This window comes from Micromonospora sp. NPDC003197 (assembly GCF_053590565.1).
Genome location: NZ_JBSFTE010000017.1, coordinates 104562 through 116956, shown reverse-complemented (window position 1 = coordinate 116956; position 12395 = coordinate 104562). Strand labels below are relative to the sequence as shown.

The following is a 12395-nucleotide window of genomic DNA, read 5'->3' as shown; positions in this document are numbered from 1 at the left end:
ACCGGCGGACCAGCCAATCACCGCCGACTCGACGAAGAGCCAGCCATCGACCTCAGCACATCAAGGTGACTTTGACCTCATTGACACCTGTCGAGCAGAAGGTGACAATCGTCCGCCGCACTTCCGCGTTCGCGAGGTCAGCCGGCCGCCGCTTCCGAACCGCGCAACAACACGTCCGCGACCAGGGCGGGGTCGTCATAGGTCGGGATGTGCCCGACACCGGGAAGCAACACCAGTCGAGCCCCGGGGATCATCCGCACCGCCCGCCGCCCCTGCCAGGGCGGCAGCAATCGGTCACGTCGCCCCCAGGCGATGGTGACCGGCACCCGGATGACCCGGTCACACTCGAACCGCTCACCGGTGATCGCGACGAGGTCCGCGTCGAAGCTCGGAGATCCGGCGACAGCCCGCAGGATCGTTGCCGCGGCACCACTCGGCAGCTGCCAGGACCGACCCATGGCTTGGGCATACAGGGCAGTACGCCACAGTCCACTGTCGAGCGTGCGGTCGGCGGTCGGGGCGAGCGTACGCGCTACCCACGCCGACGTCCGTAGCGACAGCCGAAGGTAGGCCGCCCCGGCGTCGCCATAGAAGCCGGCCGGCGAGAAGGCGGTGACCGTCCGGGCACGACCTCGTTTGGCGAGCTCGAGCGCGACCCAGCCCCCCATCGAGTTCCCGGCCAGGTGTGCGGTCTCGATGCGCAGACCATCCAGGAACCGCGCGGTCGCATCCGCCAGTGGACCTACCCCCGACGCCAGGCCCAGTTCGGATCGCGACGAGGCACCGTATCCGGGAAGGTCGATGAGTATGACTTCCCGCCGGGTCGCCAGCCGGTGGAGCACCGGCAACCAGACCTGCCAGTTGCCGCCTATCCCGTGCACCAGTACCAACGGTTCACCGACCCCTTGGCGGTGATAATTGAGGATCACCCTCTCCTTCCGACAAGCAGACCTTATCCACATTTTCGCGGAATGAACTCGATGACGAAATCGAGCCAAGCGTACCCTCGCAGCGACAACAAAGGTCCATTGACATCACTCGCGCCATCATGCTCGAATTTTTTCGCACATCACTGGCAGTCAAATAGCCCTACCGCAACAGCCAGCACAATCTGACGCAACTTCGTCGGTAACAGTTCTCGCCCTGGAGATTGATCGCATCCGCGAATCCGAAGCGGACAGCCGACGACAAAGGAGGTACGGGTGCGACGCCGGCCTTCACTCGTGACCATCGTCGGAGTGCCAGCCTCCCTGCTGGGGCTGGTGGGAAACCTGGCCACCGGGACCATCGAGCTGCCCGCGGGATGGAAACCGTGGATCTGGCTGGCCGTCGGCGCGCTGCTGGTCTCCGTAACTGTGATCGAGGCGCGCACGGCCGGTACGGATCCGGATCCGCGGCCACCACAGCGGGGAGCGGCCCTGGCCGAGGCGGCCGAGCAGTTGGCTGATGCGGTCGGAGTGCTGTGGCATCGCGAGGAGGACCAGCGACGGATACACGACCCTTTTCCGCTGGCTATTAGTTGGCAACTCACTGACGAAGGCTTTATGGATCACTGGGCCAACATTCGCCGCTCGTCACCTGGCACCGATCCCGGCCCGCTCCCCCTGGCAAACCGCCTGGACCAGATCCTGACCGTATTCCTCAGCATTCCTTCGCGACGCCTGGTCGTCCTCGGTCCGGCCGGCTCCGGCAAGACCATCCTGACCCTGCGATTCGTGCTCGACATGTTGGCCAGCCGGCAACCGACCGACCCCGTACCAGTGGTCTTTACGCTCGGCTCCTGGGATCCGAGCACCATGACATTGGAAACCTGGCTCACTCATCAGCTCGTCCAGAACCATCCCGGACTGGCCGTGCCAGCCGCCGTACCGGGGATGCCCGGCAACCGGGTGCCCAACCTGGCCGCCGCGCTCGTGGCGGCAAATCGGATCCTGCCGGTCCTGGATGGATTCGACGAGATCGCCGATGGTCTGCACCACCGAGCGCTCACGGCGCTCAACGCGACCACCACACCACTGCTGCTGACGAGCCGCCCCGAAGAGTACGAATCCGCGGTGGCCGCCAGCGGTGTGCTCCGGTCGGCGGCCGTGGTGACACTCGACGAACTCACCGTTACGGACCTGGCCGACTACCTGCCTCGTACCACTCGCAAGACGGTCGGCGACGCCGCGCAACCCACCGCGTGGGGTCCGGTCTTCCACTGGCTGGCAGCCCATCCCACCGATCCCCATGCCGCCACGCTCACCTCGGCCCTGGCCACCCCGCTGATGGTGGCGCTGGCCCGCACGATCTACAGCGACACGCCCGGACACGACCCGGTCACGCTGCTGGACAGCGCCCGCTTCCACACGCCGGAGTCACTCCGAAACCATTTCTTCGTCGCCTTCGTTCCGGCCGTCTACCAGCGTCCGGGCGTCGCGCGAAGCTCCGCCGGGCACCGCTACCGACACTGGAAACTCGACCAGGTCCAACGCTGGTTGACCCACCTCGCCAGCCACCTCGATCTCCTCGGCACCCGGGATCTCGCCTGGTGGCAGTTGGGCAGCACCCTCAGCCGAGGAGCCCGACTGTGGGCGTACGGGCTTCTCGGTGGGGCGATCTTCGCGATCATCGCCGGCATCGTCGCCGGCGCCACCTTCGCCCTCGCCTTCGGGCTGGTCGGCGGACTCGCCTTCAGCCTGGCGGTGGAGGGACGCCGACCGCCTCCGCCCGGTGCTCCGAAGCGCGGTCCGACCCGTAACGTGCTACTCGGCCTCGGCTACGGACTGGCCACCGCGATCGGCTTCGGAATCGCCGGCGGCACCATGATCAGTCGTACCTACGGGTTGGTCGCGGCACCCGTGTTCCTGGTGGTGTTCGGCCTGGCCTACGGTCTCGCGCTGAACGGCCCGGATCCGTCTTCCGCCCAGGTACGGGTACGCAGCTCCGAACGGAACGTGCTGCGGGGCGTGCTGTTCGGGCTGGCCCACGGGCTGGCCGTCGGTGTCCTCGGTGGACTCACCCACGGCCTCCTGCTCGGATTGGCTGTCGGGCTCTCCGTCGGCCTGGCGGTGGGCCTCGCCCTCGGGCTCGCGGGCGAGCAGGCCGAGCCGTCCCGCACCCAGTTGCGCCTGCGCGGCCGGCTCCGGGAGGTGCTGCGTGGCCTCGTACTCTGGCTGACCGTCGGGCTCGCCGTCGGCATCGTCGTACGCTTCGTACTCGGTCTGCTGTTCGCACTGGCCTTCGGCCGCGAGGCGGGACTGTCGGCCGGTCTGCTCGTCGGGATCGCGGTCGGGCTGGCCATCGTGCTGGTCTTCGGCTTCGGCGAGTTCACCACTCCGATCGACGTACGGACGATGGTCAACCCACTACGCCTGCTCGCCTCGGACCGACGCAACACGATCGTGCAGCTGCTGCTCTTCGGCCTGGTGTTCGCCCTCACGATCGGCTATCTGGGCGGGCTGACCATCGGCTTGTTGGGCGGTCTCCTGGGCGGGATCCTCGGCGGCCTCCTCGGTAACGCATGGGGTCGCTGGCTGATCCTCGCCCGGTTCTGGCTACCCCTGACCGGGCGGCTGCCCTGGCGTACGATCACCTTCCTCAACGACGCCTACCATCGCGGCGTGCTCCGCCAATCCGGTGCCGTCTATCAGTTCCGTCATGGACAGATCCAGCATCACCTCGCCGTTGCTGGCGAACACCCGGACGGCTCGGTCAGGCGACGCGCACGGGAAGCAGCTGGGTAGGTGCTTCCGACTGCCGGGGCGTGGCCGATGCCGGCCTCGGCACCCGCGCCGACCTCGGGGCGACGCCCGCCAGCTGTTGCTCCAGTTGCCGGACCTGCTCGGCCGCCACGGTCGCCTCGGCCCGCAGACTCTGTGCCGCCCGGGCCGCCACCTCGGCGTTCTGCCATACGGTCCGCTCCCACTCCGCCGCCCGCTGCTGCCTGGCCCGCAGCCCGGCCCGGGCCGCCCGGTGCAGCATCACCTCCTGCTCGACCGGGTGCCGCCGCGGGTCCCAGCCGCGCCGGTGGGCCAGCACGTCACCCAGTTGCAGCACCGATATTTCCCCGCGCCAGTAGGCAGCCGTCGCGGCCCGGTGCAGGTACCGCTCCCGAGCGGCGTACTCGGCCGGGGTACGCGGCGTACGCGGCACCGGCAGGGCGGCTGCCGCAGTCATCCGCGCGCTCTGGGCGTCCAACTTCTCGTACGCCTGCCAGGCGGCCTCAGCTTCGTCCTGCGCTGTCAGCCAGTCCGACCGGCAGCGACGGGCCCTGGCCTCGGCCCGCTCGGCCGCCACCGCTACTTCTTCCGCGTAGCGGTTGGCCTCCTGCGCCTGCGCGGTGAGCCGCTGACGACGTAGGGCGGCGTCCCGGCGGCGCAGCCCACTGATGGACAGATTCCAGCTCGGGCGGGTAACCAGCCCGGCGATCGCCAGCATCGCCAGGATCATCAGGGCCAGCCAGATCAGCGTGGCCTGTGGTACGTCGAGCAGGAAGTGGTACATGGCGGATTCGAACATCACGACCTCACCGGAGAACGATGTGACTGGGGGGTGGTCGTGCCGCATTTCCACGCTGGCCCGACCAGGTCCGGCACGCCCGCGCCGGCCATTCGGTGGCCGGGGGTGTGCACGGTTCAAGGAGTGGTGGGAAGAGCCTGATGTCGGCCGGCGGTCACGCCGAGCCGAAGATCATGCGCGAGGTGGTGCCCGTTGCCCGATCGCCCCAATGGACGATCCCAGGCTTGGCTCCCAGGCCAACGTCGATGGACGCTGGGGCGCCGAGTCCGCCGGGGCTGGGTTGGCCGTCGAGAAGCAGTTGCCAACTGGCAGGTCATCGTCGACGGCGTCTGGCTGGGACTGTTCGATGGCGGCACCGGAGTGCGATACGAACACCACGTCGGTGACCTGAGCGGTCAGCGCCATCGAAGCCGACTGCACCGTCGACGGAGTTGGCGGCTGGCCCGGCTCGACGGTTCCGCCGCCGACGCCCAGCGCCAGCAGCAGGGTCGCCATCGTCAGGCCGGTCAGCACCCGCATCGACCGTCGCACCGCCGACCACAGGGGGTGAGCGAGTGCGAGGAGCGCCATGCGTCCAACCTACCTCGCCCACCGTCGATCCGCATCGACAGATACACAGTCGCCACTGTGTCGCGATCGGAAGTGACCGGCGCTGTCCAGCGCCGTGGGCCGTGCCGGGCTCCGCGAACGAAGCTGCTGCCCTATGGCTGCTCCGGTGGACCGCCCTTACTCCCAGCAGCCAAACCAGCACTAGACGAATCGATAATGAACAATTCTTTACATGCTGTGTGATGTGTGCCATGGTACACGCCACATCCCACAGTCATCGGGCTCTTTCAATCGCCCCCTTGGCTGCGGGAACCCACTCTCCGCAAAGGAGTGACCATGCCCCCATGCAGCCTCCCCGACCCCGCCCCCAACTGTCGGCCGCGCCCCCACGCGACCGTGCTCTCGCCCGGAGGCGACAGATGAAGACCACCCTCTCCGGCCAACTGGCCAGACTCTCGACCGTCTCACTCGTCCTGGCGATGGGCCTGACCCTGTCGGGCCAGCCAGCTACGGCCACCCCAGTCGCCGGGACCACGCCGGCCACCACGCCGGCCATGGTCGACGGGCCGCCACCGGTCGGCACCGAGGACACCATCGGACACACCCAGAAGACGCCGCTGGCCGTACCGGACCGGGCCCCGCTGCCGTCGACAAAGGACCAGCTGCGGCAGGACTACGACGACCTGGCCACCGCCCAACGTTCGACGCGGCCCTCGACCACCGGACGGGCCACGGCCACCGCAGCCGCCGCCTGCAACGTCAGCGACTTCACCAGCCGGAGCGGTCACGACCTGGTCCGGCAGATCAAGGCGTCGACCACCGACTGCGTCAACACCCTGTTCAGCCTGACCGGCAGCGATGCGTACTACGCCTTCCGCGAAGCGCAGATGACCAGCGTCGCGTACGGGCTGCGGGACAACGCCAGCAGCTACCCGGGCAACAACAGCACCAGCACCGCACAGCTCGTGCTCTACCTGCGGGCCGGCTACTACGTGCACTGGTACTACCCGGAGACCGTCGGGACGTACGGCAGCTCCCTGCAAACCGCCATCCGATCCGGCCTCGACACCTTCTTCGCCAACAGCCGCTCCGGTGACGTTACCGACGCCAACGGGGAGACCCTGGCCGAGGCGGTGACGCTCATCGACAGCGCCGAGGAGAACGCGCGCTACCTCTACGTCGTCAAGCGCCTGCTCACCGGCTACAACAGCTCGTACGACAGCTCGTGGTGGATGCTCAACGCGGTCAACAACGTCTACATCGTGTTGTTCCGTGGCCACCAGGTGCCGGCATTCGTCACCACCGTCAAGGCCGACCCGAGCGTCATCGACACGCTCTACCACTTCGCCTCCGGCCACCGCGCCCTGCTCGGCACCGAGCAGAGCTACCTGACCTCGAACGCGGGACGGGAACTCGGCCGGTTCCTCCAGCACACCGACCTACGGTCGAAGGTCCGGCCGCTGGCCCGGGGCTTGCTGGACCTCAGCTCGATCACCGGTCCGACCGCACCGCTCTGGGTGGGCGTCGCGGAGATGACCGACTACTACGACAAGGCCAACTGCGCCTACTACGACACCTGCAACCTCCAGGCCCGGCTGGCCGCCGTGGTGCTGCCGATCAACTACACCTGCAGCGCCAGCATCCGGATCCGGGCCCAGCAGATGACCTCGGCCGAGCTGAGCTGGGCGTGCAACAGCATGCGCAACCAGGACGCCTACTTCCACTCGCTAGTGGCCGACAACGGCCCGGTCGCCAACGACTACAACACCACCCTCGAGGTGGTGGTCTTCGACTCCAGCACCGACTACCAGACGTACGCCGGGCCGATGTTCGGCATCGACACCAACAACGGCGGCATGTACCTCGAGGGTGACCCGGCGGCGAACGGCAACCAGCCCCGGTTCATCGCGTACGAGGCGGAGTGGGTGCGCCCGACGTTCGAGATCTGGAACCTGAACCACGAGTACACGCACTACCTCGACGGCCGGTTCAACATGTACGGCGACTTCACCGCCAACATCTCCACCCCCACCATCTGGTGGATCGAGGGCTTCGCCGAGTACGTCTCCTACTCGTACCGGAACCTCACCTACACGGCGGCCATCACCGAGGCCGGCAAGCGCACCCACACCCTGCGAACCCTGTTCGACACGACCTACAGCCACGACAGCACCCGGGTCTATCGGTGGGGCTACCTCGCCGTGCGGTACATGATGCAGTCGCACCGAACTGACGTGACCACACTGCTGGGGTACTACCGGACCGGCAACTGGAACGGGGCCCGGACCTTCCTGACCAGCACCATCGGCAGCCGCTACGACAGCGACTGGAACGCCTGGCTCACCGCCTGCGCCGCCGGCAACTGCGGCGGCGGCACCAACCCGCCCACCAACCAGGCCCCGGTGGCGGCGTTCACCGTCACGGCCAGCAACCTGACCGCCTCATTCACCGACCGGTCCACCGACAGTGACGGCAGCATCGTCGCCCGCTCCTGGAACTTCGGCGACGGCAGCAGCTCGACGGCGACCAACCCCACGAAGACGTACGCCAGCGCCGGGACGTACCCGGTGACGTTGACCGTCACCGACGACAGGGGTGCCACCGGTACGACCAGCCAGAGCGTCACCGTGGGTGGTGGCACTCCGGTGGGCGAGTGCACCGGCAGCGACGTACGGATGCTGGGCCGCAACTGCCAGCGCAGTGGTCTCGCGGCGACCAGCGGCAACTACTACTACCTCTACCTCGATGTCCCGGCCGGCACCAGCACACTGCGGATCACCGCCTCGGGTGGTACCGGTGACGCGGACCTGTACTACAACCGCAGCACCTGGGCCACCACCTCGGCCTACGACAACCGGTCGGTCAACACCGGCAACGGTGAGACCCTGACCATCACCAGCCCGTCGGCCGGCTACCACTTCATCAGCCTGTACGCCCAGCAGGGCTTCACCGGAGTGACGGTGAAGACCGAGTACTGATCCACTTCCCACCTTCCGGGCGGGCGTCGACGAGTGGTCACGTCGACGCCCGCCCGGGCCAACCAGCTCAGCAACCGTGCCGCTCGATACGACGTACGGCAGGATCGGCAGTATGGACCGCATACCCCGGCCACGGAGGTCGACGAACCCGCCCGCCGGTTACCCGACCCGCCCGAGCCGGGCGGAGTTGGCGGCGGCGGTGGACCTGGCCCTGCCGGACGTCATCGCCCCCGGCCTGGTGGTGCTCTTCTGTGGCATCAACCCGGGGCTCTACTCGGCGGCTACGGGCTGCCACTTCGCCCGACCTGGCAACCGGTTCTGGCCCGCCCTGCACCGGGGCGGATTCACCCCACGCCAGCTGGGACCGGTCGAGCAGGCGGAGTTGCTCGGCTATCGGCTGGGCATCACCAACCTGGCACCCCGGGCGACCGCCCGGGCGGAGGAGTTGACCCGCCCGGAACTGCTCGCCGGGACGACCGTGCTGGCGGCGAAGGCCCGGCGGTATCGACCGGAGTGGGTGGCGGTACTCGGGATCACCGCGTACCGGATCGGCTTCGCCCAGCCGCACGCCGGATTCGGTCCGCAACCGGAGCCGCTCGGCCCGGCGAGAATCTGGGTGCTGCCGAACCCCAGCGGCCTGAACGCGCACTACACGGCCGAGAGCCTCGGTGCCGCCTTCGCCGAGCTACGTGCCGCCGCGATCGGTTGATCCTTCGGTTGATCGACCAGGCTGCGCGACGCGGTACGGTCGCACGGACTCCGGTGGGCCGTTGTCCGATAGGCTGAGCGGCCTAACGAGAGCCGGGGTGGTGTGGGCGTGACGGCCGAATGGCGGACAGGTGATGCCACCACGGGCAGCACCGGAGGGCACCTGGGACTGGCCACCCTCGGCGGGCGGCAGAGCCTCCGGGAAGAAGTGGCGCAGGCGCTGCGTGCGGCCATCATCGCCGGGCAACTACGACCCGGGATCATCTACTCGGCCCCCACCCTCGCCGGACAGTTCGGGGTGTCCCCCACCCCGGTCCGGGAGGCGATCCTCGATCTGGCCAAGGAAGGTCTGGTCACGATCGCCAAGAACAAGGGGTTCCGGATCAGCTCACTCTCCGACGAGGAGCTGGACGAGATCACCGAGATCCGGGAGCTACTGGAGATCCCGGTGGTCGCCAAACAGGTCGGTCAGCTCTCCGCTGAGCAGTTGAAGCAGCTGCGGTCGCTGGCGGATTCGGTGGTGGCCGCCGCGAGCCGCGGTGACATGGTCGCCTACATCGAGGCGGACACCGCGTTCCACCTGACCCTGCTCGGCTCGGCCGGCAACCGGCGGCTGGTGGACATGGTCGCCCACCTACGAAACCGGACCCGCCTTTACGGGCTGGACGCGCTGGTCAAGAACGGTCAACTGGTCGCCTCCGCCGATGAGCACGTGCAACTCGTCGAACTGCTGGAGGCCGGCAACCGCAAGGCGGTCACCGACCTGATGCATCGCCACCTGCGACACGTACGCGGTATCTGGGCCGACCGTCCGGAATGGGCGCAGGACTGACACGCGTTGGGTCACCACTCGAAGGTCTTCCACTCCCGTGTCGGAATGCAACCTTCGGTGGTGTCCCAGCAGCGATCAGCCCATGCCCTTGCCACCATGACCGGGCGGCTCAGCACGACATCGCCAGCTCGCTGTGCCCGCAGCACCAATCCGAGTTGCGGCGAGCACAGATCGGCGCACTGCGAGTACCGTATATCCCTGCTGTTTGCCACGAGGTATCCGGTGAGCTCGTTCTCCAGGCGTGAGGGCGTCTGCCCCACCAGTCGCATACCCTCCAGAGTCACCTGCGGGCCCCGCAGCGCATTGACCGCGACGCATGCCAGGCCGATCGACTCGTCGTAGTAGGCGGTAACCGCCGGCCCGGGAAAGCTCGCGCCAGTGCCTTGCTCAAGCCAGAATTCTGCCCACCCTTCATGCTCCGAGATGCCCTGTACGCAGACGCTGAGCGCGCCATATGCCGCAGTCTGGACCTGGTCGCGTGACATACCGAATTCCAACGGGCCGACGCGCTCGAGAGGCGTGAACGACCACGCAAGGCGGTGCGCCTCGGCCAGAACGCACCAGACGTCCGTCGACATGTTCCCCTCCGGATGGATGTGTCGTACCCCGGCAGCCAGCGGCGCGAAGATGATAATGAACGGAACCGGCATCCCCGGTCGCTCGGCCTACCTACTGCGAAGGCGCGCGACGGTGTCTCTGACGTGTTCCTGTAGCAGTTCGTCGGCCCAGACGATGTCATCCGCGAAGCCGCCCGCATCGGAGCGGTCGTCGCGGCCAAGAAGGTCTTCCAAGGCGGGGATCATCTCGACCGCTTGCAACTCCAGGATGATCGCGAGGGCAAACCGACCGCCGTAGTCGGTGATCCCGCGGCTGAGCGGCTCGGTCAGCTCCGCCATAGGTATGCCGAGTCGCGCGAGGGCTCGGGCGGCGGACAGCCTGCTCCAGCGGTCATCCAGACGATCGCGCAGTCGCGGTTCCAGGTGTGCGACCGCTGCCGGGGACACGTGCGCGAGGTCGGCGATGAAGTCCGCAGCATGGTACGCGGGTGTGTTGCCGGCGGCGAGTACGGCTTCCACAGTCGGTAGCACGCCTTCCGGTCCGGTCACGGCCGCTACCACCCGCGCCGCCAGGACCTGTTTCTCCCGCTGTGGATAGACCCGTTCCGCCGTCCCGGTCAGATGTACGGCAGCGACGGGCAGCAGCGGCGCCAAGGCCTCGCCAAGCTCATCGATAGTCGACATGCGCATCCACGGCACCCGCGCGTCTCCCGCCAGAATGGCGCGCAGAGCGTCAAGCACCACGTCGGTGTCCCTGGTCAGCCGCCAAACTGCCATGGCTGCTTGCAGGTCACCCGTCTCCGACGCCCGAATTCGCCAGTACGGAACGGCTGCGTGGTCGTCATGCCCCAGCATGAGCAACGTCTTGGCTATCTGCGGACCGGCGTACGGCATGGCGGCGAGCAGGCCCGGCACGAGAACAGCTGCGTCCGCACCCCAGTGCTCGACCATCCCGGCCAGCACCCCGGCGGATGCCGGATGGGTGGTCAGTCGGCTTCGGATCTCGGCCAGGACTTCCGGTGTGAAGCGGACCATGCCGGGCATGAACTGGAACTGGTGACCCCGGGCAGCCGCAGCACACACCGGCTCGACCCAGCGCGGGTCACCGAGCCGCTGCAACGTCTCGACCGACCGATACTCGACGGTGAATCCCCGTTCTCCGGCCGTGTCGGGGAGTCTGCCGGCGACATCGGCCACCACATCGGCGAAATGCCCTGCTGCCACACCCGCCTGGCGTAACCCGTCCATCACCCTGCCGCGCACGTCCGGATCCGGATCGTTGAGCAACGACGCCACCAGCGGTACGAACACCGGCGGCGCCGAACGGCGGGTATCGCAGCGTGCGCTCAACGCCCAGAGCCCGGACGTACGGGTCCTCGGATTGCCGGACCGCAGCATGTGCTCGACGACCGCGACTGCCACCGGGGTGGACGGCGCAGCCACGATCTCTTCACTCCACTCCGCTCCGCGAGCCCAGGCCCAGGCGACGGCCGCGTCGATGTCGATCGCAGCCACCAGGGCGGGGATGGTGCCCGCCGGCCAGTCCAGGCCCGCGCGGAGTAACGTCACTGCGGCAGCCACTCTGAGCTGCGGGTCACCGTGCAGGGCAGCCTCACCCAGCACCGGTTCGGCGGCGATGGGATCCACCTCGCCCAACGCGAACGCCAGCGATGCCCGCGCCGCCGGATCGCCCTCCACCGCCCACCGCCGCCACAACGGTTCGGCGACCACACCCGCTTTCGCCGTGGCATAGGCCGCAGCCTCGCGAATCTGAGGGTCTGCGTCATCGAGCAGGGCCACCAGCGGCTCCAACTGAGCGGTAACCGCTGCCCGTACCCGAGTGAAGGCATCACCGTAGGCATGCCGATCGTCAGCCAGCATACCCAGCATCCAGACAAACTCATCGCGGCAGTTCGCGGCATTCACGGCAAGCTCCGCAAGAAACGGCACCGCGGTCACCGTGGCTGGGTAGACCGTGCCCTGATGGAAGATGCTGCCGTGCAAGTCGGAGATCGCCTCCGAGGCCGCCTCGCTGTCCTCGGAGCCCGCTTGCCGGAGCAGTCCTGGCGTATCGTGCGCGCTGCCGTACGCATGCGACAGCTCATCCCAGGCAATCCCATCGAGACCATCGAGCACGTCCCGCAGCCTACGTGCCCATCCACGCAGCGTTACGCGTCGACCCGCTGCATCCACTGGGGACAGTACGAGCCAGCCCGACAGCAACACCAGTTCGTGCGCGTCGAACCCGTTACCGGTACCGCACAGTAATCC

Annotated in this window: 9 protein-coding genes; 4 read left to right on the top strand and 5 right to left on the bottom strand. The window is 67.9% G+C overall.

Annotated features, from left to right (window positions below; all coding sequences use genetic code 11):
* Positions 1-137: 137 nt before the first annotated feature.
* Positions 138-929, bottom strand: coding sequence for an alpha/beta fold hydrolase (locus ACWDV4_RS19955; protein WP_449980941.1), 792 nt, complete (start codon positions 927-929; stop codon positions 138-140).
* A 273-nt stretch (positions 930-1202) separates the two neighbouring features.
* Between ACWDV4_RS19955 and ACWDV4_RS19950 the strand changes: the two genes are divergently transcribed.
* Complete coding sequence (locus ACWDV4_RS19950; RefSeq protein WP_449980939.1) at positions 1203-3725, top strand: NACHT domain-containing protein; 2523 nt, start codon at positions 1203-1205, stop codon at positions 3723-3725.
* On the opposite strand, the gene ACWDV4_RS19945 is transcribed toward ACWDV4_RS19950, so the two are convergent.
* Together ACWDV4_RS19945 and ACWDV4_RS19940 are read right to left on the bottom strand one after the other, a co-directional pair.
* Entirely contained in the window at positions 3694-4500 is an 807-nt protein-coding gene (locus ACWDV4_RS19945; protein ID WP_449981010.1) for a hypothetical protein, read from the bottom strand. The genes ACWDV4_RS19950 and ACWDV4_RS19945 overlap by 32 nt on opposite strands.
* Positions 4501-4671: 171 nt before the next feature.
* Entirely contained in the window at positions 4672-5070 is a 399-nt protein-coding gene (locus ACWDV4_RS19940; protein ID WP_449980937.1) for a hypothetical protein, read from the bottom strand.
* 398 nt (positions 5071-5468) lie between these two features.
* On the opposite strand from ACWDV4_RS19940, the gene ACWDV4_RS19935 reads away from it, so the two are divergent.
* The 3 genes from ACWDV4_RS19935 to ACWDV4_RS19925 all read left to right on the top strand — a co-directional run bounded on the left by ACWDV4_RS19935 (position 5469) and on the right by ACWDV4_RS19925 (position 9567).
* Positions 5469-8027: a collagenase gene (locus ACWDV4_RS19935; RefSeq protein WP_449980935.1), complete on the top strand. Its 2559-nt coding sequence runs from the start codon at positions 5469-5471 to the stop codon at positions 8025-8027.
* A gap of 112 nt (positions 8028-8139) precedes the next feature.
* Entirely contained in the window at positions 8140-8736 is a 597-nt protein-coding gene (gene mug / locus ACWDV4_RS19930) for a G/U mismatch-specific DNA glycosylase (protein ID WP_449980933.1), read from the top strand.
* Between the two features lie 108 nt (positions 8737-8844).
* On the top strand, positions 8845-9567 hold the full coding sequence (locus ACWDV4_RS19925; RefSeq protein ID WP_449980931.1) for a GntR family transcriptional regulator: 723 nt from the start codon (positions 8845-8847) through the stop codon (positions 9565-9567).
* Between the two features lie 11 nt (positions 9568-9578).
* Here the strand turns inward: ACWDV4_RS19925 and ACWDV4_RS19920 are convergent, their stop codons facing one another.
* Both ACWDV4_RS19920 and ACWDV4_RS19915 read right to left on the bottom strand, forming a co-directional pair.
* A complete protein-coding gene (locus tag ACWDV4_RS19920) occupies positions 9579-10145 on the bottom strand; it encodes a hypothetical protein (RefSeq protein WP_449980929.1) in 567 nt (188 codons plus the stop codon).
* A gap of 87 nt (positions 10146-10232) precedes the next feature.
* On the bottom strand, positions 10233-12260 hold the full coding sequence (locus tag ACWDV4_RS19915; protein WP_449980927.1) for a HEAT repeat domain-containing protein: 2028 nt from the start codon (positions 12258-12260) through the stop codon (positions 10233-10235).
* Between the last annotated feature and the right edge of the window lie 135 nt (positions 12261-12395).

Coding starts and splice junctions, on each gene's coding strand:
- ACWDV4_RS19945 (WP_449981010.1), bottom strand. CDS start 4,500: ATGTTCGAATCCGCCATGTACCACTTCCTGCTCGACGTACCACAGGCC.
- ACWDV4_RS19940 (WP_449980937.1), bottom strand. CDS start 5,070: ATGGCGCTCCTCGCACTCGCTCACCCCCTGTGGTCGGCGGTGCGACGG.
- ACWDV4_RS19935 (WP_449980935.1), top strand. CDS start 5,469: ATGAAGACCACCCTCTCCGGCCAACTGGCCAGACTCTCGACCGTCTCA.
- mug (WP_449980933.1), top strand. CDS start 8,140: ATGGACCGCATACCCCGGCCACGGAGGTCGACGAACCCGCCCGCCGGT.
- ACWDV4_RS19920 (WP_449980929.1), bottom strand. CDS start 10,145: ATGTCGACGGACGTCTGGTGCGTTCTGGCCGAGGCGCACCGCCTTGCG.